Raw genomic sequence first — 17,778 nt, 5'->3', positions numbered from 1 at the left:
AATGGCGCGTTTCAAACACATTCGCGTCATTAAGCCTTGCATCACTTTCACATATCGCGTTCATAATCGTCCCAAGCGCAAGGAGAGTTCATGAATACGATGCCGCCGGTCGCCGATAACGACATGCGCCGGGCCACGCTACTGCAGATTCTGCACTGGCTGGCTATTGGAAGGGTCCAGCCCCAGGCCCTGTCCGACGTTTACCAGGACGCGATCGAGCGTCTGAACCCGCGTCTGAATGCTTTTTCCGATTACAGCGTTTCCCTGATCCAGGAGCAGTCGCTGGCCGCCGACCGGCGTCGCCGGGACGGTGTGATCGGCCGCCTCGACGGCATGCCGATCGCGATCAAGGACAATTTCGACGTCGCCGGCGTGCCGACGCGCGCGGGTATGCGGCGCCGCACCGTCGTGCCGGAGGAGGATGCGCATGTCGTGGCGCGCCTGCGTGCCTCAGGCGCGGTGCTGCTTGGCAAGACCAATATGGATGAAGGCGCGCTCGGCCTTACCACGAACAACCCGTTTCATGGCGCGACGCACAATCCGCACCGGCTCGGTTACACCGCGGGTGGTTCGTCCGGTGGTGCGGCCGCGGCGGTGGCCTCCGGCATGGCCGTGGCCGCCATCGGCTCGGACAGCCTCGGTTCGATCCGCGTTCCTGCGAGCTATTGCGGCATCTACGCCCTCAAGCCGACGCACGGCGAAATTTCCGCGCGTGGCCTGGTGCCGGCCGCGCGGCGGCTCGATGCGGTGGGCCTGCTGGCGCGCGGCGTCGACGACCTCACGGTCCTGCTGCAGACGCTCGCCGGCTATGACGCGGACGATCCGCGCTCGCGCCGCCGTCGCGTCGCGTTCTCGCCGCCGGACTGGGAGCCGGGCAACCTGCGTGCCGGTTTCCTGCCCGATCTGGCGGCGGTAGGCGTCGAGCGTGACGTGATCGACGTGTTCGAAGCCGCGCTGGCGCGCCTGCAGGGCGAGCTCGGTGAACGTCGCAGTGTCGACTTCTCCGACTGGGATTTCGCGAAGACGCGTCGTGCCGGCCTGCTGCTGATGGAAGCGGAGATGATCAACACCTTCGCCGCCGAGCTGGCCGATGAGGCCTATCCGGTCTCGAACGGTTTCCGCGACATGGTCGGTTTTGCGACGAAGAAATCCGCCGCTGAATACGCGGCGGCCGATCTCGTCCTGGACGCGGCGACCCTGAAGATGCGCCGTCTGTTCGCCCAGGTCGACGTCCTGGTGCTTCCGACGACGCCGCAGGGCGCGTTCCCGCTGGATGGCCCGGTCCCGGCGTCGCAGGCGGATCTGTGCGGGTTCGCCAGTCTGGCCGGTTGTCCGGCTGTCAGTATCCCCATGGGTACGTTGGCCAACGGCCTGCCCATCGGTATGCAGCTGATCGGCGCGCGCGGTTCCGACCTTCGTCTGCTCGAACTGGCCGCTGTCTGCGCGTCGTCGCTGGATGCCGAGCCGGCGTACCCGGTGGAGCCCGCCTGATTCCGGACTGGCAGCGTATCGATCTGCCCGGCGCCGACGTGACGTTTGCGCCGGCCTGGCTGCCGCGCGAGGAAGCCGACGCGCTGCTCGATGAGCTGCGTGACCGTCTGCCCTGGGAGGTTCACCGTATCCGCATGTTCGGGCGGGTCGTGGACTCGCCGCGACTCAGTGCCTGGATCGGCGACGAAGCGGCGACGTACCGCTACTCGGGGACGCGCTTCGCGCCGCGGCCCTGGACGCCGGCGTTACTCGCGTTGCGCGATCGCGTGGCGGCGGCGTGCGATGCGCCGTTCAACAGCGTGCTGGCGAATCTCTATCGCGATGGATCCGACCGGATGGGCTGGCACAGCGATGACGAGCCGGAGCTTGGCGCGGCACCGGTGATCGCCTCGGTCAGCCTGGGAGCGGAGCGTACGTTTCGTTTCCGGGCGAAGGCAGGGGGCGAGCCTGTCGCCATCGCGCTGCCGCATGGCGGCCTGTTACGGATGGGCGGAGAGACCCAGCGGCTCTATAAGCACGAGCTGCCGGTCAGGAAGCGGGTCGCGGGGGCTCGGCTCAATCTGACCTTTCGTGACATTGGCGAGCGTCGCCAGCCGGGTTAGCGATGCTCCTGCTCCCGGGACGCCAACGTCCAGCTCACCACATCCCGTGACACCTTATCCATCGCCCGCCCGAACGCCTCGACCACCTGCGGCACTTCTTTCCCGCTGACCGGCTCGTGCACTTCGAACCGTCGCGACGCGACGATCTGATGCTTCCGCGTACTGGCGAGAATCGCATCGAAGCGAATCACCACTTCCGGCGCGCCACCGACATATTCGGTCTGGAACGCGGCGAGCGACCCGCCCAGTTCGACGTCCGCGCCCAGATTGCTGTCATCGGTACTGATGGCTGAAACACGCCCGCTGTCCCGGAACGCATCCGCGAAGCGATCGCGAACCAGATGCGGCACGCTGTCCGCCCAGCGCGCGCCCGCGTACACCGTAATGGTGTTCGCTTCGGGCACCACCGCGATGCGCGCATTGTCCAGCGCGCGCGGTGCATTGGGTGAGGCGATACGTAGCGACCAGCTGACCGGCGTCGCCGCCGAGGCGGCGGGTCGTGCGCCGGGCGCCGCGGGTAACGTATAGATACGTGGCGTTTCCGCCTTCGGCAGGATCGAGCAACCGGCCAGCAGGGCGATGAGCAGTGGAGCGGCGAAGCGGGCACGGCTCATGGTGTGAACTCCTTGGTCTTCTCGCGGCCGAACAGGTAGCCGCTGGGGTTTTCGTCGAGACGGCGGGTGATCGAGCGGAGCGAACCCAGCGTGTCGCGCAGCTCACGCAATGCCGGAGCGAGGTCGCCCAGACTGGCGGCGCCGCCGTTGATCGCATCGGCGTTGTCATTGAGCAGGCGATCGACCGAGGCCATCGAATGCTCCAGTGACACCATCGCCCGCTGCGCGCTCTCCAGCGTCGCCTTGCCCTGGCCTTCGACCAGACCGTTGGCGTTGTGCACCAGCGTGCGGCTCTCGGCGAGGGTGGCGCTCGCTTCCTGCGTCGTCGTATTCAGCTGCCTGATCAGCGAGCGGATGTCCTCACGCTCGTCGGCGATGACCGCGGTGGTCTTGTCCAGATGATCCAGCGTGCGCTCGATGCGCTGCACGTTGTCCTTCGACAGCAGATCCTTGGCCTGCGCGGCGGCCTGACTGATGTTGGTGATCAGGTCCTCGCCGCCGGCGAGGAGTCGCGCGAGCGGGGAAGGGTCGGCCATGATGACCGGCACTTCGCCGTCATGACCCACCAGCAGCGGGCTGCCGGGCGAACCGCCGGAAAGCTGGATGATGGCCACACCGGTCACACCCGTGACGGCCAGCTTGGCGTGCGTGTCCTTGCGCAACGGTGTGTCGCCGGTCAGGCGGACACGGGCGAGCACACGGCGCGGGTCTTCGGGATCCAGACGCAGCTGCGTGACATCGCCGAGGCGGATGCCGTTGTACTGCACCGCGCCGCCCTTCGACAGGCCGGTGACCGCCTCGTTGAACACGATGTCGTAATAGTTCCACTCCTGATCGGAGTGCGCCTTGGCCAGCCAGACCCCGAAGGCCAGGCCGAACAGGACGACGAGGACCGCGAACAGTCCTATCAAGACGTGGTGGGCACGCGTTTCCATGACTCAGTCCTTGCCTCGGTGGGCGGCGAGGGTGGCCGCGCGACCGCGCGGTCCGTTGAAATAGGCCTGGACCCAGGCGTCGTCGGTGCGGGCGACCTCATTGATCGGCGCCGCGGCGAGCACGCGCCGCTGCGACAACACGGCGACGCGGTCGCAGGTGGAATACAAGGTGTCCAGATCGTGGGTGACCAGAAAAACCGTGAGACCGAGCGCGTCGCGCAGCGTGACGAGGAGGCTGTCGAACGCCGCCGCGCTGATCGGGTCGAGTCCCGCGGTCGGCTCGTCGAGAAACAGGATCTCGGGATCCAGCGCCAGCGCGCGGGCCAGTGCCGCGCGCTTGATCATGCCGCCCGACAGTTGCGACGGATACTTGCGACCCGCATCCACCGGCAGGCCGGACAAGGCCAGCTTGACGCCCGCCAGCCGCTGCGCGTCCAGGCGGTCGAGACCGGCGTGTTCGACGAGCGGGAGCGCGACGTTCTCGGCGACCGTCAACGACGAGAACAGCGCGCCACTCTGGAACAGCACGCCGAAACGACGCTCCACGAGCGACCGTTTTTCCGCCGGCAGCGAGAGCAGGTCTTCCCCGAAGACCCGCACTTCACCGGCAACCGGTCGAACGAGACCGACGATGGTCCGGAGAAGTACCGACTTGCCGGTACCCGATCCGCCGACGACGCCGATGATCTCGCCCCGGTAGACATCGAGGTCGAGGTTCTCGTGCACGGTCTGCGAGCCGAAGCGATTGACCAGGCCACGCACTTCGATGACGGTCTCTCGCGCGTTCACCAGCCCATCTCCATATAGAAGAGGGCGGCGAGGGCATCGAGCAGGATCACCACGAAGATGGACTGCACCACCGCCGAGGTGGTGTGCTCGCCGACGGACTGCGCACTGCCTGATACCTTGAAGCCTTCCATGCAGCCGATCACCCCGATCATGAAAGCGAAGACGGGCGCCTTGGCGATGCCGACCAGAAACTGGGTCAGCGAGATGTCGGCCTGGAACATCGACAGGAACATCGACGGCGACATCTTCAGTACCGCCATGCAGACCACGCCGCCGCCGACGATGCCAGCGATCATGGCGATGAAGGTGAGCAGGGGCAGGGCGATCAGCAGGGCGAGCACGCGGGGCAGAACGAGGAGTTCGACCGGGTCCAGGCCCAGCGTGCGGATGGCGTCGATCTCTTCCCGCGCCTTCATCGAACCGATCTGCGCGGTGAAGGCGCTCGCGGTCCGGCCGGCGAGCAGGATCGAGGTCAGCAGGACGCCGAACTCGCGCAGGAAGGCGAAGCCGATCAGATCGACGGTGAAGATGCTGGCGCCGTAGCTGGCCAGCGCGGTCGAGCCGAGGAAGGCGACCACCGCACCGACCATGAAGGAGAGCAGCCCCAGGATCGGTACCGCATCCATACCGGTCTGCTCGATATGCGACACCAGCGAGGTGACCCGCCAGCGCTTCGGCTGCCAGACGGTGGCGAGAAATCCCTGCAGGGTGATGCCGATGAAAGCCAGCAGCTTCGCGGTCTGTTTCCAGGAACCTTCGAGCGACCTGCCGATGCGCTCCAGTGCTTCGACGAAGCCGGCGTCACGCTTGCGCTTCACGCCCTTGCAGTAGGCGTCGATGGCATCGCCCACGGTCTTCAGCAGCGCGCGCCGCGCAGCGGGCAGGTCCTCATGCTGGGCCAGTTGCTGGGTGCGTGCGCTGCCGAGCAGTTCGGCGATGACGAAGGCGCCGGAGGTGTCCATCGCGCCGAGCCGCGCGATGTCGACGGCGACCTCCGCCCCGATCGATCCAGCCAGTTCGTTGGCGCGACGCTGCAGGGCGGGATAGTGGGCGAGCGTCCAGTCGCCCGAGATCGACAGTCGTTCGCCCGCCGCGTCGCGGGTCAGGGTGGCGGAGCCGGGGGCGGGTGCCGTCGTCATAGAAGGAAGGCTACCTCAGTCCGGACGTGTTGCGCTGCGATTGGCCTTATCTGTCGTCGGACCGGATAATACGGGGCTGTATCCCACCGCCATCCCCCGCAAGGTACTCCGATGACCGAAAAGACCGAACTCAACGCCACCCACCGTGAACTCGGTGCCCGCATGGTCGACTTCGGCGGCTGGGACATGCCGATCGCCTACGGCTCGCAGATCGAAGAACACCACGCCGTCCGCAAGGACGCCGGCATGTTCGACGTGTCGCACATGACGGTAGTCGACCTGACCGGCGAGCAGGTCCGTCCCTTTCTTCGCAAGCTGGTCGCCAACAATGTCGACAAGCTGGCCAAATCGGGCAAGGCGCTCTATACCTGCATGCTCGACGAGAACGGCGGTGTCATCGACGACCTCATCGTCTACTTCCTGCGCGAGGATTTTTTCCGTCTGGTCGTCAATGCGGCGACGCGCGTCAAGGATCTCGCGTGGATCACGAAGCAGGCGGCGGCCTTCGACGTCACCGTCCGTGAGCGCCCCGAGTTCGGCATGATCGCGGTGCAGGGTCCGAACGCCCGACACAAGCTGATCGCACTGCTGCCCGAGGACGTCCGCGAGAAGGCGACGAAGCTGGGCAAGTTCGCCGCCATCGAGGTCGAAGGTCCCAACGGCATGCCGTTGTTCCTCGCCCGCACCGGTTACACGGGTGAAGACGGCTTCGAAGTCGTCGTACCGAACAGCCGCGTGGTCGAGCTGTGGAACCTGCTGCGCGAGGCGGGTGTCGCCCCGGCGGGTCTGGGTGCGCGCGACACCCTGCGCCTCGAAGCCGGCATGAATCTCTACGGTCAGGACATGGACGAAACGGTCACGCCATGGGAAGCCGCGCTGGCCTGGACGATCTCGCTCGACGAAGGCCGCGACTTCATCGGCCGCGCCGCGCTGGAGTCGCAGAAGGCTGACGGGGTGTCACGTGTCATGGTCGGTCTGGTGATGGACGAGAAGGGCGTGCTCCGTCACGGCCAGAAAGTTCTCACGGCGATCGGCGACGGCGAGATTCTTTCCGGCGGTTTCGCGCCGACGCTCGGCAAGTCGGTCGCCTTCGCCCGCATTCCGGTGGGCGAGCATGGTGACGTGCGCGTGGACATCCGCGGCCGTGAGATCCCGGTGCGCGTGGTCAGGTTCCCGTTCGTCCGTGACGGTCAGCCCATGCCCGGCATCGCCGACTGACGTACACACATATATATATGTCAGCGTGCGGACGCCGCGCCCGGCTCCAGTGACAGGACGGCGTTGCCCGCTGCGCCGTTCTGCAGCAGATATTTGCGTTGCGGCTGGATGACGTAGAAGGTATCCACATGCGCGACGTCCTCGCCGGACGTGCGGTCATAGATGTGCAGCGTGACGTAGCCGCCGGTGAAGCGGCGCCAGTCCACCAACGGATAGGACCTGTCATACCAGGTCCGGTCCCGCTTGACCCAGGGCAGGGGATGGACTTCGGTCCGCGGCTTGCCGTCCTGTCCGGTCCCGGAAACCGCGACAAAAATCGACGCCTCGCCGAGCGAATCGGGATGTTTGTCGTCGCGGAGCAGGATGCGCCGCAGCATGGTGGTGGCTTCCGGGGTTGGCGAATGACCGGTCGTCACGGCACGCGCGGTCGACGGTACGCTCGCGACCGCGGTCAGCAGGAAAAGAAGAAACGTCGTGCCTGGTGGCAGGTGCATCGTTTTGCTCCATGGGAAGAAAGGCCGGGATGGCGTGCCACCCCGGCCTTCTCGTCAACGCTGGCGGACCTCGTAGGGCGCCAGGACCATTTTCACTTCGCCGCGGGCGCCGATCAGCGGAGCGTTCTTGCTGCCGTAATCGTGCCCGCGCTCCAGCACATAGAACGAATCGATGTAGTCCGTGCTGTTTTCGAACCACCAACTCTCCATCGCGCCGAGTATCTTCTGGCCGATCCTGGAGATGCCCGCCACGATGAGCGCGGGCGGAGCCGCCGGCGACACGACCAGCGCGGTGTCGCCCACCGCCTCCGTCAGGGCGGACGCAAGCTTCTGGAAGTTGACGTTGCCGTCGTCTTCAAAGAACTGCACGTTGACGTAGTTGGTCCCGAACTGTGTCCAGTTGATCAGGTCCTGTCTCGGCGTATACCAGCGCTTGTCGTGGTCGAGCCAGGGCATGTCCTGGGTGACGACGACGGGTTTACCGGCGGCATCGACACCGGACACGACAGCAAACACCTCGGCATCGCCCTGGATGTTGGGCTCGTGATCCTTCTCCAGATAGATTTCCTTGAGGATGGTCAGCAACTCGCCCTTCGTTTCGCCGTCGCCAGCCCGAGCGAAGCCTGTCAGTCGGGGACTCGACGAAGCGCCACGCGCCGCCTCATTGAGTACGGCCATGCCTGCCTGCACAGCGGCGGTACCGTCGGTTTCCACCAGGAGCATGGGGATGTCGGGTGTCTGGTCGATCGCGAAGCTGTGTCGCTTACCCTCGGGATCGAACGCGACGACCTGTTTCTTGCCGGTCGAACCGTCGCTGGTCACGGCGGCGGTCCAGAAGCCGCGAAGACTCCTGGGTTGCGGATGTGCGCCCAGACCGTGGACACGCACGCTGGCGATATGGCCGAGCCTGCCCTCGAGGCCGCGCAGGTGGACAGCCTGGCGGTCGAGGTCGAGCATGTCGTCCACGACGTCCTGCTTGCCATCGGCGACCGCGGTCTGGGCGTAGTCGTTGAGAATTTCCGCCAATGGGGCCTTACCGTTACCCAGATGGTCACGGATGGCGGTATCGAGGGCGGGCTGGTGGAGGATCGAGGCGAGGTCGCGTGCCAGTGCGACGCGTGCGTCGCCGGGGGAGGAAACGTCCGTCGCCATCAGCGACGGCGAGAGCGCGACGGCGATGAGGGCTGCAAGGCAGGTCATCCTGGTTTTCCGTGTCATAAGGTTCTCCATGGGGAATGGGGCGGGCGACGTCGGAGGTCGCCTTCGTGGTTCAGCTCGATTGGCCGAGCTGGTTGTCAGCGTATGCCCGCGTGTTCGCTCGCGCTGCGAGCGAAGCCTTAGGTTCACGTAGGGGACTTCGTAGCCCTAGGGCAGGCGAACGCCCGCAGCCGCGCATGGCGCCCGCGTTTCTCCCAGACGCTTTCGCGAAACGCGCGGACCGGCGACAATTGGCCGTCGCACCAACGCACACCCCGTCCCGAGACAACGAGGAACACCCCATGAGCGAAATCCCCGGCGATCTGAAATTTGCAAAAACCCACGAGTGGGTCCGCGTCGAACAGGACGGCACGGTCACCGTCGGCATCTCCGACCATGCGCAGGGCGCACTGGGCGATCTGGTCTACGTCGAGTTGCCGGAAGTGGGCAGCAGCGTGCAGGCAGGCAGCAGCACGGCGGTCGTCGAGTCGGTCAAGGCCGCCTCCGATATCTACGCGCCGGTGTCGGGCGAAGTGACCGAGGTGAACACGGTACTTGCCGACAAGCCGGAAACGATCAACGAAGATGCGTACGAGGGTGGCTGGATCTTCAAACTGAAGATCGCAGACAAGAGCGAACTCGACGAGCTGATGACAGCCGACGAGTACGCCGATCATGCCGAGAACGACGACCACTGATCGACTCGCCGACGCTTCACCCCGATGCCGGTCGTCTTCGACCGGCATTTTTTTGTCCGGGAGGGGTCTTCGGCGAAAAATTTTTTTCGCCTCAGTCGTGTTCCGTTCATCCCCGGAATTCGCCTCCCGATGGATGGTGACCGGAGCGACGACGTGCGCTGTCGCGGTGCGATGCGATTGCGGCGTTTTTTTTGAACGAACAAAAAAACGCCTTTATTTAAGGTGTTTTTTGAACCGCATAAGAGATGCGGTGTGTTTTGAATGGAAGTCCATTAGTGCCTTGCTAATGCCGAAGGTGCGTCGGGGATAAACCCGGTGGACTTCCCGATCGTCCGGTATGTGTCCGCAACGTCTTCAATTTAGAGCCAAAATTTATTGACAGCGGAAATGTTCAGGAATAGCTTTTGCGTCAATTGACGGGGAACCCGGAAATGGAAACAGGAAAATTCGTCAGGCCGTATGTGGAGCATGGTTCGAAAGCGGGTGCGGTACGCAAGATCACCGTCTCGATTCCGCTGCACATTCTCCGCCTGCTATCCGATGAACGTACTCGCCGCCAGGTGAACAATTTGAGGCACGCTACGAACAGCGACCTGCTGGTCGAAGCGTTCCTCCACGCTTTTACTGGGCAACCACTGCCAACTGATGAGGAGCTGAAGAGAACTATGGCCACTGCCAAGAAAGCCACTGCCAAGAAGTCCGCCGCCAAGAAAGCGACGAAGAAGTCCACCGTAAAGAAGACGGCCGCGCGCAAGTCGCCGGCGAAGAAGGCTTCGACCCGTAAGGTCGCGGTCAAGAAGGCTGCGACCCGCAAGTCGCCGGCCAAGAAGGCCACCGCCAAGAAGGCTGCGGTCAAGAAGGTCGCCCGCAAGGCGTCCACCCGTAAGGTCGCTGCCAAGAAGGCAGTCAAGAAGGCTTCCGTAAAGAAGGCCTCCGTCAAGAAGACCGCTCGCAAGGCTGCTCCGCGTAAGGCTGCCGCCCCGCGTAAGGCTGCCTCGAAGAAGGTCGCCGCAGCGAAGGTCGTTCGCGCGACCAAGACCGCCAAGGCACCCCGGGCCGCCAAGGCCAAGTAAGCGTTACCTTCCAATAAGAAAGTACGTTTCCGAATTATCTCCCCGCGGTGCCCAGCGCGGGGAGACACTTCGAAACCTTGACCCCGGCTTGCCGGGGTTATTCATTGATGGGGTTCGCAGAATATCTCCCCCGGAAAAGCTCCTAGGGCGTCGCGCTGGATTCACGCGGCCATTACGGTTACCTTGTCGCCACATCGCGCTGCGGGGGACGGGGGGTCCACCGCGTCAAGCCATCAGGGGGCGCGCGCCTTGCGGAGTCGTACGACCGCCATGGATAACCGTCCACCCTTTATCGATCGCCGCCAGCGTGGCGCGGTCAGTCCCGTGACGCTCGCCGTCATCGGCATCGTCGTCGCGCTCGCCGTCGCGGCCTGGTTCCTGATCGTCAAGCCTTACCGCGACGCCCGCGCCGCGGAGACGCCCGCGCCGGTAGCGGTGCAGAAGGCTGCCGCGACCGGCGTGGCCCCGCCGGCCAACGTCGATGCACTCAGCGTCGACCAGCTGCTGGCCGAAGCGCGTACCGCCATGAACGAGCAGCGCCTCGTCGCCCCGGCGGGCAACAATGCCTTCGAGTTCTATATGAAGGTGCTGCAGAAGCAGCCCGGCAACCCGGTCGCCGCCGATGCGCTGCGCGAGACCTTCTCCTACGGCTCAGCCGCGACGGAGCAGACGATCAACCAGCGCGACTTCAATGAAGCGCAGCGCGAGATCGACCTGCTCGCCAAGGCCGACCCCGAGAACTACACCCTGACCATCCTGCGTTCGAAGCTCGATGCACAGCGCAAGACGCTGGACCGCGAGCAGCAGCAGGCGGTCGATGCGCAGAAGGCTCAGCAGGTCGCGCAGCAGAATGCCGCCGCCACCCAGCGTCAGCAGGCCGAACAGGCCGCCGCGGCCATCGAGGCGCAGCGCGCGCAGGCCGCACGCGAGCAGGCGGCTCGTGTCGCTCAGGCGCAGCAGGCGGTGCCCGTCGCCGCACCCGTCGCACGACCGGCCGCCGCGCCGGCTGCCTCAGAGGGCGGGGCCATCAGCGATGCCGTCCTTATCCGTCAGGTCAACCCGCGCTATCCGACTGCCGCGATGCGTGCGAATCAGGAAGGCTGGGTCGACGTCGAGCTGACCGTCGGTCCCGACGGTCGCGTTGCGAACGTCAACGTGGTCGACGCTCAGCCGAAGCATATCTTCGACCGCTCCGCGATCGACGCCGTCAGCCGCTGGGAGTACAAGGCCGCCACACGCAACGGCGAACCGATGACCGTCACCCTGCGCCGCCGCCTGCAGTTCAACCTCGGCCGGTAAGTCACCACACCAGCCGCGCAAAAAAGAAACGGCCCCTCGGGGCCGTTTCTTTTGGGCTACAGGTCGTATGAAAACGATCACGGTCGCCGTAACCTGGTGAAAGCTCGGAAGCCGGAGCCTCGTTTACTCCGGCTTCTTCTTTTTCTTGACGGCCTTGACCGGTGCCGCCTTCTTCACTGGCGCCGCCTTGCCTTTCGCTTTGGTTTTCGTGGCAGGCGCCGCCTTGGCCACCGGCGCCGTGCGCACGCTTCCTTCCACACCCGCCCAGTCGACGTGGTTGAGCCCGAGCAGGCTGTCGAACACCATCGGCATCAGACCCGCCGGGACCGGACCCGCACCGTTCCACATGGTCACGACACCGGCGTGATACTTGGGAAAGAAGCCGATCATCGTGCGATAGCCAGAGACCGCGCCCGCATGGAAGATCAGGTCTTCATTGGCGTACTTGAATACGCGCCAGCCCAGCGCGTAGTGCGCGTCGGTGACACGCGCGCGTCGCCAGGGCAGCGAGTGAACTTCCGACGGCGTGGCCACCTCGGGCGCGTGCAGTACGTCCAGCGATGGCGTCGGCAGGACGTCCGGACGTCCGCCCATCTGGGCCATCAGCCACTGCTCCATGTCGCGCAGGCTGGCGTTGACGCCGGCGGCGGGGGCGACACGGTAGTAACTGTCGTTGGGCTCGTAGGGAATCCAGTTGTGCGGACCGCCGCGATGCGGGCGTGCCCAGCTCTTGCTGGCTTCGAGCGCGTCGCGGCCGTAGCTGGCGGTGGTCATGCCCAGCGGGGCGAAGATGCGGCGTTCGACCTGTCGAAAGAAATAATCGCCGGTGGTGGCGTAGATCACGTCGCCGATCATGCTGAAGGCGACGTTCTGGTAGCCGTAGCACGCGCCCACCTTGCAGGAGAGGTCCACCTCGTCCAGTTTGCGGACGAGCTCCTCGTAGGGAGCGTCGGCCTCGAGCATGTTGTCGTACGTGTTGCGCGGCAGACCGAGGCGCTGGCCGAGGATGTCGCGCACGGTCGCCTGCTGCGCCGCCTCCATGTCCTTGAGCTTGAAATACGGAATGGTGTCGATCAGCTTGGTGTCCCAGCTGAGAAAGCCTTCACGGACCAGCACGGCGGTGACGCCCGTGGCGAAGGCCTTCGACAGCGACGCCAGGCGGAACACGGTTTCCGGTGTGGCGGCTTCCTTCGTCTTCGCGTTGGCGTAGCCGATGGCGCGCTCGTACACGACCTTGTCGTCGACGATCACGGCGGTGACGATCGCGGGGGCGGCGTCGCGGGCTTCGGCCGCGTCCATCCAGCGGTTGTAGTTCTCGATCGTTTCCTTCACGCGCTCCGCAGGCAGCTTTTCCGACGTCGGGTCGACATGGACGACCGGGGGTTTCTGCGGCGGCTTCTGCGGCGGCGAAGCGGCGAGGGCGAAGGGGGCGGTGGCGGCGCAGGCGAGCGCACAGGCCAGCAGGGAGGCGGATCGAAACGACATGCTATTCTCGCGAAAGCGAGGCGTGACGGACACGCCGAAGGGAGGGAAACGTCATGGGATGGATCGTTTTTCTGATCATCGTCGCGGTCATTGTCGTGTACTTCATCGCTGTCTACAACGGACGGCAGACTTCACACAAACGACGACCCGGTTCCCCTTCACGATCCGGTGCCCGCGGCGAGCCGTGCTAGGCTTCTCGCGCATCCCGCCGACCCCGGACCCACCGTGAACGAACGTCGACCCTTCGCCAGGGACGAAGCGAGGACCCTCACGCTCTCCGTCATCGCCTTCTTCTTCGTGATGACGTCGTACTACGTGCTCCGTCCGGTGCGCGATCAGCTCGCTGGCGCGGCCGGATCGCAGTCGTTGCCGCAGTTCTACGCGATCGTCTTCGTGGTGATGCTGGCGCTGACACCGGTCTTCGGCTGGCTGGTCTCGCGATTTCCGCGCAAGCTGGTAATCGGCAGCAGCTACGTCTTCTTCGCCGCTTCGATGCTCGCGTTCATCCCGGCCTTCGTCGCCCAGGACCGCATCGGCGCGGTGGCGCTGGGGCGGATCTTCTTCGTCTGGGTCAGTGTGTTCAATCTCTTTGTCGTGTCGCTCTTCTGGAGCTTCATGGCGGATGTCTACCGCAGCCAGCAGGCGCGGCTGATGTTCCCGTTCATCGCGGCCGGTGGCATGGCGGGCGCGCTGCTCGGCCCCTTGCTGACACGGCTGCTCGTCCAGCGCCTCGGTGTGCCCGCGATGCTCGTCGTCTCCGCGGCGTTCCTGCTGCTGGCGCTGGGCGCACTGCTCGCGCTCTCGGCACGGCGTGACCTGAACGATGAAAGCGAAGGCGCGCCGGTCGGCGGTTCGATCCTGCAAGGCGCGAAGGCGGCGTTCTCGCAGCCGTTCCTGCGGTACATGCTCGTGCTGATGCTGCTTGGCGACGGCATCGCCACCATGGGCTACACGCTGATGGCGGATTACACGAAGGGACATTTCGCCGACAACGCGGCACGCACGGCCTTCTATGCCGATCTCGATCTGTGGACCAATTGTTTCGGTGCCTTGCTGCAGCTGACGCTCACCCCGCTGATCATGCGCGGGCTGGGCGTGGTCTGGGCCATGGTTCTGCCGGCGCTCGTCAACATGGCGCTGCTGCTCGGCCTGTCGGTACTCGGACTCATCGACCTGCACGTCTTCGGCTGGACGGTGCCGGTGATCGCGATCGTGCTGGTCGGCTCGCGCGGCATGACCTACGGCATGACCAAGCCGGCGTCCGATGCGCTGTACACCCGCACGCCGCGCGAAGTGCGCTACAAGGGCAAGAACTTCATCGAGACCGCTGTCTGGCGCTTCGGCGATTTGGTGGTGACGTCGGGACTCGTCGCCATACGTGGCGCGGGTGTAGGCATCACGGCGATCGGCCTGACCGCCGCGGGTCTCGCCTGCGTGGCGGCCGAGATGGGCCGGCGTGCGGCGAAATCGCCCGACCTGCTACCCGAGCAACGCGACGACGCGACCCGGTCTAGCTCGTGATGTAGCTCTCCAGCTGATTGATGGTCTCGCGCTGTTCGGAGATCACGGCTTTGACCAGATCGCCGATGGAGACGACGCCCACGAGGCTCGTGCCGTCGAGCACGGGCAGGTGGCGAAGTCGTCCGTCGGTGCACAGCCGCATGCATTCATCCACCGTGGCGTCGCTGGCGACCGTGATGACGCTGGCCGTCATGATCTCGGCCACCGGCGTGTCGCGTGACGATCGGTCCTTCAGGATGACCTTGCGCGCATAGTCGCGCTCGGAAACGATGCCGACCAGTTCACTGCCCTTGATGACCACGAGCGCGCCGACGTTCTTATCGGCCATTTGCTGGATAGCCTCGTAGACCGAGGCATCGGGTGCCACGGCGTAGACGGCTTTGCCCTTGCCTTCCAGGAGGTGCTTGACCTGCTGCATGCTCGACTCTCCGCTGCCGCGCGGCGTGCCGCCGCCAGGAGATCAGTCTACGCCGGGTGCGCGCGGGCGAGGGTAACGATCAGGTGAAGAGGGCGCGCCGCGCCGCGACTCGACGTAGTAGATCGGCCGGCGCTTGGATTCGGCGTAGGTACGGCCGATGTACTCGCCGATGACGCCCAAAGCCAGCAGCTGGGCGCCGCCCAGAAAGAGGATCACCACCAGCAGTGTGGGGTAGCCGCGCACGGGGTCGCCCCAGATGCACACCTTGAGCAGCACCCATACGCCGTAGAGAAAGGCCAGGCCCGCGGCGGACACCCCGAGCCAGGTGGCGATACGCAGCGGTGCCGTGGAGAACGAGGTGATGCCCTCGACGGCGAGGTTGCCCAGGCGCCAGTAATTCCACTTGGTCGTACCGGCGTGGCGGGCGTCGCGGTGATAGACCACGGAGGTCTGCCGGTAGCCGATCCAGGCAAACAATCCCTTCATGAATCGCTGGCGCTCGCGCAGGCCGTGCAGTGCCTCGACCGCGCGGCGCGAGAGCAGGCGGAAGTCTCCCGTGTCGCGCGGAAGCGGTGTGTCGGCCACCCGTTCCATGACGCGGTAAAACGCCGCCGAGGTGAACTTCTTGAAGCGCGTCTCGCCGTCGCGCTCGCCGCGGGTCGCGTAGACGACGTCGAAGCCTTCGCGCCAGCGGGCGATGAGGGTGGGGATGAGCTCGGGGGGATCCTGCAGATCCGCATCGATCACGACGACCGCGTCGGCATCCGCGGCATCGAGACCGGCGGTCATCGCCGCCTCCTTGCCGAAGTTGCGCGACAAGCGCAGCGCGACGACGCGGGCATCCGCCTGGGCGATGCGCTCGATCAGCGGCCAGGTCTCGTCGCGGCTGCCGTCGTCGATGTAGATCACGCGCGCGTCCGCGTCGAGCCCGTCGAGCACCGCGGCGATGCGTGCGTGGAAGTCGTCGATGACCTGCGCTTCGTTATATGCCGGGACGACGATGGCCAGTGAATACGTCATGGTGGCGCTCAGCGTACGCGACCGGCGACGGGGGCCGGGCGAGTGAGGTAGGCCGGGCCGCCGAGCTGGCTCATCTGCTGCGAGATCCACGCCGCGCGTCGCTGGACGTAAGCGCTGGGCGCCTCGGCGTGAAAGCGGCGGGGATTGGGCAGGACGGCCGCAAGCCGGGCTGCCTGCGACACACCCAGGCGATCGGGCGTGGTGTGAAAGAACGTGTCGCTAGCGGCGCCCACACCGTAGATGCCGTCACCGAGCTCCACGATGTTCATGTACACCTCGAGGATGCGCTGCTTCGGCCACAAGGCCTCGATGAGCACGGTGAAATAGGCCTCGGCGCCCTTGCGCACGAAGCTGCGGCCGTTCCAAAGAAACAGGTTCTTGGCGACCTGCTGGCTGATCGTGCTGGCCCCGCGCAGGCGCTTGCCCTCGTCGGCCGCGTCGATCGCGTCCTGGATGGCATCGACGTCGAAGCCGTGGTGATAGGGGAATTTCTGGTCTTCGCCAGCGACCATGGCCAGGCCCACCTGGGGCGATACGCGCTCCCATGGCACCCAGTGGTGACGATAGGTGAAGCCGGTTTCTCCGGTGACCAGCGCGGCCACCCGGCGCTCCATGATCATCGCGCTGGTCCACGGCGGCACGAAGCGCAGCACGAAGACCACCAGGACCGACAGCGCGACCCACGAGACGATGAGCAGGCCGGCGAGATGGACGATGCGGCGGGGCAGCGAGCGGGGCGTCGGGCTCATGAGGGCACGCGGAAGGAGGATGGCGCAGTATAAAGGGCCTGTGCCCATGCAGGCTTGTCGCCGGGCCGACCCACCCCCATCTCCCGTCGGATCACCAGGAGGCCACCGTGACCGATTCGATCGTCGATACCCTTGCGTCCGAGGACGTGCTGCACCGCTTCCTGCTCGAGAAGGCGGGTGTGCGCGGCGTGCTCGTGCGGCTCGGCGCCAGCTGGCAGGACATCGCCTCGCGCGTCGATTACTCCGCGGAGCTTCGCGACACGCTGGGGCAGGCCGTCGCGGCATCCGCGCTGCTGACCGGCAACGTCAAGTTCGAAGGCTCGCTGTCCCTGGAGTTCAAGAGTCAGGGCGCGCTGCGCCTCCTCTTCGCGGAATGCACCGACAAGGGCCGCCTCCGCGGGCTGGCGCGATTCGACGACGGCGACATGCCGGTGACGGACGGCAAGCTCGATCTGAGCGAGCTGCCCGACGCCGCGCTCGCCATCACCATCGGCCAGATCGACCGCGGCCGCTATCAGGGGCTGGTCGACCTCGACACGTCGTCCCTCGCCGAGGCGCTGGAGAACTACTTCCTGCGGTCGGAACAGCTGCCCGCGCGCATTCTTCTCGCGGCAGATGGCGTGCACGCGGTTGGCCTCATCCTGCAACCGGTAGCGGGAGAGGGCGGACACAGCGCCGCTGAACAGGACGACGACGCCTGGGAGCGTGTCGGTCACCTGACGGCCACGCTGAGCGCCAGCGAGATGCTGTCGACGCGCCCGGAGGAGCTGCTGTTCCGGCTCTATCACGAGGAAACCGTGCGACTGTACGAGCCAAAGCCGCTCGCGTTTGGCTGCACGTGTTCACAGGAGCGCGTGGAAGGCATGTTACGCGCGCTGGGGCGCGACGAGGTCGAGGCGACCCTCGAGGATCGCGACGGCGAGATCGAGGTGATCTGCGAGTTCTGCGCCACGCGGTATGTGTTCGATCGCGTGGATGCCGAGCGTCTGCTCACGCAGGCCGAGACCCCTCCCGCCCCCTCGACGCTGCAGTAAAC

The 17,778-nt window shown here is 65.7% G+C and carries 18 protein-coding genes; 8 read left to right on the top strand and 10 right to left on the bottom strand.

Annotated elements, in window-relative coordinates; genetic code table 11:
• The first annotated feature begins 90 nt into the window (after positions 1 to 90).
• Together J2X57_RS09305 and J2X57_RS09300 are read left to right on the top strand one after the other, a co-directional pair.
• Complete coding sequence (locus tag J2X57_RS09305) at positions 91 to 1,491, top strand: amidase (protein ID WP_309866155.1); 1,401 nt, start codon at positions 91 to 93, stop codon at positions 1,489 to 1,491.
• A gap of 38 nt (positions 1,492 to 1,529) precedes the next feature.
• On the top strand, positions 1,530 to 2,093 hold the full coding sequence (locus tag J2X57_RS09300; RefSeq protein WP_309866153.1) for an alpha-ketoglutarate-dependent dioxygenase AlkB: 564 nt from the start codon (positions 1,530 to 1,532) through the stop codon (positions 2,091 to 2,093).
• Here the strand turns inward: J2X57_RS09300 and J2X57_RS09295 are convergent.
• The 4 genes from J2X57_RS09295 to J2X57_RS09280 are packed head-to-tail and all read right to left on the bottom strand — an operon-like array spanning position 2,090 to position 5,570.
• Positions 2,090 to 2,707, bottom strand: a complete 618-nt coding sequence (locus J2X57_RS09295) for an ABC-type transport auxiliary lipoprotein family protein (RefSeq protein WP_036115718.1) — start codon at positions 2,705 to 2,707, stop codon at positions 2,090 to 2,092. The genes J2X57_RS09300 and J2X57_RS09295 overlap by 4 nt on opposite strands.
• A complete protein-coding gene (locus J2X57_RS09290) occupies positions 2,704 to 3,642 on the bottom strand; it encodes an MlaD family protein (protein ID WP_309866146.1) in 939 nt (312 codons plus the stop codon). Before J2X57_RS09290 ends, J2X57_RS09295 begins: the two co-directional genes overlap by 4 nt.
• A gap of 3 nt (positions 3,643 to 3,645) precedes the next feature.
• The gene (locus tag J2X57_RS09285) at positions 3,646 to 4,431 is read right to left on the bottom strand and encodes an ATP-binding cassette domain-containing protein (protein WP_309866143.1); all 786 of its coding nucleotides are present in this window, start codon (positions 4,429 to 4,431) and stop codon (positions 3,646 to 3,648) included.
• The gene (locus tag J2X57_RS09280) at positions 4,428 to 5,570 is read right to left on the bottom strand and encodes an MlaE family lipid ABC transporter permease subunit (RefSeq protein WP_309866140.1); all 1,143 of its coding nucleotides are present in this window, start codon (positions 5,568 to 5,570) and stop codon (positions 4,428 to 4,430) included. The genes J2X57_RS09285 and J2X57_RS09280 overlap by 4 nt, the downstream gene beginning before the upstream one ends.
• Before the next feature lie 111 nt (positions 5,571 to 5,681).
• Between J2X57_RS09280 and gcvT the strand changes: the two genes are divergently transcribed.
• Positions 5,682 to 6,788, top strand: a complete 1,107-nt coding sequence (gcvT, locus tag J2X57_RS09275) for a glycine cleavage system aminomethyltransferase GcvT (RefSeq protein ID WP_309866137.1) — start codon at positions 5,682 to 5,684, stop codon at positions 6,786 to 6,788.
• Between the two features lie 20 nt (positions 6,789 to 6,808).
• Here the strand turns inward: gcvT and J2X57_RS09270 are convergent, their stop codons facing one another.
• Positions 6,809 to 7,282 (bottom strand): DUF3103 family protein, encoded by a 474-nt coding sequence (locus J2X57_RS09270; protein ID WP_309866135.1) that lies wholly within the window; start codon positions 7,280 to 7,282, stop codon positions 6,809 to 6,811.
• Between the two features lie 54 nt (positions 7,283 to 7,336).
• On the bottom strand, positions 7,337 to 8,482 hold the full coding sequence (locus tag J2X57_RS09265; RefSeq protein ID WP_309866132.1) for a DUF3103 family protein: 1,146 nt from the start codon (positions 8,480 to 8,482) through the stop codon (positions 7,337 to 7,339).
• A 299-nt stretch (positions 8,483 to 8,781) separates the two neighbouring features.
• On the opposite strand from J2X57_RS09265, the gene gcvH reads away from it, so the two are divergent.
• The 3 genes from gcvH to J2X57_RS09250 all read left to right on the top strand — a co-directional run bounded on the left by gcvH (position 8,782) and on the right by J2X57_RS09250 (position 11,549).
• On the top strand, positions 8,782 to 9,177 hold the full coding sequence (gene gcvH, locus J2X57_RS09260; protein ID WP_308846012.1) for a glycine cleavage system protein GcvH: 396 nt from the start codon (positions 8,782 to 8,784) through the stop codon (positions 9,175 to 9,177).
• Positions 9,178 to 9,608: 431 nt separating this feature from the next.
• Positions 9,609 to 10,250: a met regulon transcriptional regulator MetJ gene (metJ, locus tag J2X57_RS19885; RefSeq protein WP_081907575.1), complete on the top strand. Its 642-nt coding sequence runs from the start codon at positions 9,609 to 9,611 to the stop codon at positions 10,248 to 10,250.
• 270 nt (positions 10,251 to 10,520) lie between these two features.
• On the top strand, positions 10,521 to 11,549 hold the full coding sequence (locus J2X57_RS09250; protein ID WP_036115696.1) for an energy transducer TonB: 1,029 nt from the start codon (positions 10,521 to 10,523) through the stop codon (positions 11,547 to 11,549).
• Positions 11,550 to 11,672: 123 nt separating this feature from the next.
• On the opposite strand, the gene J2X57_RS09245 is transcribed toward J2X57_RS09250, so the two are convergent.
• On the bottom strand, positions 11,673 to 13,034 hold the full coding sequence (locus tag J2X57_RS09245) for a serine hydrolase domain-containing protein (RefSeq protein ID WP_309866128.1): 1,362 nt from the start codon (positions 13,032 to 13,034) through the stop codon (positions 11,673 to 11,675).
• Positions 13,035 to 13,259: 225 nt separating this feature from the next.
• Here J2X57_RS09245 and J2X57_RS09240 point away from each other — a divergent pair, with 225 nt between their 5' ends.
• A complete protein-coding gene (locus J2X57_RS09240; protein ID WP_308852021.1) occupies positions 13,260 to 14,555 on the top strand; it encodes an MFS transporter in 1,296 nt (431 codons plus the stop codon).
• On the opposite strand, the gene J2X57_RS09235 is transcribed toward J2X57_RS09240, so the two are convergent.
• The 3 genes from J2X57_RS09235 to mtgA are packed head-to-tail and all read right to left on the bottom strand — an operon-like array spanning position 14,545 to position 16,742.
• Positions 14,545 to 14,973 (bottom strand): CBS domain-containing protein, encoded by a 429-nt coding sequence (locus J2X57_RS09235; protein ID WP_309866123.1) that lies wholly within the window; start codon positions 14,971 to 14,973, stop codon positions 14,545 to 14,547. The two genes, J2X57_RS09240 and J2X57_RS09235, sit on opposite strands and share 11 nt — an antisense overlap.
• A 42-nt stretch (positions 14,974 to 15,015) precedes the next feature.
• Positions 15,016 to 15,993 carry a glycosyltransferase family 2 protein gene (locus J2X57_RS09230; protein ID WP_051943936.1) on the bottom strand — a complete coding sequence of 326 codons (978 nt, stop codon included), beginning with the start codon at positions 15,991 to 15,993 and terminating at the stop codon, positions 15,016 to 15,018.
• An 8-nt stretch (positions 15,994 to 16,001) separates the two neighbouring features.
• Positions 16,002 to 16,742: a monofunctional biosynthetic peptidoglycan transglycosylase gene (mtgA, locus tag J2X57_RS09225; protein ID WP_308846009.1), complete on the bottom strand. Its 741-nt coding sequence runs from the start codon at positions 16,740 to 16,742 to the stop codon at positions 16,002 to 16,004.
• 107 nt (positions 16,743 to 16,849) lie between these two features.
• Here mtgA and J2X57_RS09220 point away from each other — a divergent pair, with 107 nt between their 5' ends.
• Positions 16,850 to 17,776: an Hsp33 family molecular chaperone HslO gene (locus J2X57_RS09220; RefSeq protein ID WP_239708965.1), complete on the top strand. Its 927-nt coding sequence runs from the start codon at positions 16,850 to 16,852 to the stop codon at positions 17,774 to 17,776.
• Positions 17,777 to 17,778: the final 2 nt, after the last annotated feature.

This window comes from Luteibacter sp. 1214, assembly GCF_031455395.1.
Classification (GTDB): Bacteria; Pseudomonadota; Gammaproteobacteria; order Xanthomonadales; family Rhodanobacteraceae; genus Luteibacter; species Luteibacter mycovicinus.
This window is presented reverse-complemented; position numbering and strand designations above follow the sequence as displayed.

Coding starts and splice junctions, on each gene's coding strand:
- J2X57_RS09305 (WP_309866155.1), top strand. CDS start 91: ATGAATACGATGCCGCCGGTCGCCGATAACGACATGCGCCGGGCCACG.
- J2X57_RS09295 (WP_036115718.1), bottom strand. CDS start 2,707: ATGAGCCGTGCCCGCTTCGCCGCTCCACTGCTCATCGCCCTGCTGGCC.
- J2X57_RS09290 (WP_309866146.1), bottom strand. CDS start 3,642: ATGGAAACGCGTGCCCACCACGTCTTGATAGGACTGTTCGCGGTCCTC.
- J2X57_RS09280 (WP_309866140.1), bottom strand. CDS start 5,570: ATGACGACGGCACCCGCCCCCGGCTCCGCCACCCTGACCCGCGACGCG.
- gcvT (WP_309866137.1), top strand. CDS start 5,682: ATGACCGAAAAGACCGAACTCAACGCCACCCACCGTGAACTCGGTGCC.
- J2X57_RS09270 (WP_309866135.1), bottom strand. CDS start 7,282: ATGCACCTGCCACCAGGCACGACGTTTCTTCTTTTCCTGCTGACCGCG.
- J2X57_RS09265 (WP_309866132.1), bottom strand. CDS start 8,482: ATGACCTGCCTTGCAGCCCTCATCGCCGTCGCGCTCTCGCCGTCGCTG.
- gcvH (WP_308846012.1), top strand. CDS start 8,782: ATGAGCGAAATCCCCGGCGATCTGAAATTTGCAAAAACCCACGAGTGG.
- metJ (WP_081907575.1), top strand. CDS start 9,609: ATGGAAACAGGAAAATTCGTCAGGCCGTATGTGGAGCATGGTTCGAAA.
- J2X57_RS09250 (WP_036115696.1), top strand. CDS start 10,521: ATGGATAACCGTCCACCCTTTATCGATCGCCGCCAGCGTGGCGCGGTC.
- J2X57_RS09245 (WP_309866128.1), bottom strand. CDS start 13,034: ATGTCGTTTCGATCCGCCTCCCTGCTGGCCTGTGCGCTCGCCTGCGCC.
- J2X57_RS09235 (WP_309866123.1), bottom strand. CDS start 14,973: ATGCAGCAGGTCAAGCACCTCCTGGAAGGCAAGGGCAAAGCCGTCTAC.
- J2X57_RS09230 (WP_051943936.1), bottom strand. CDS start 15,993: ATGACGTATTCACTGGCCATCGTCGTCCCGGCATATAACGAAGCGCAG.
- mtgA (WP_308846009.1), bottom strand. CDS start 16,742: ATGAGCCCGACGCCCCGCTCGCTGCCCCGCCGCATCGTCCATCTCGCC.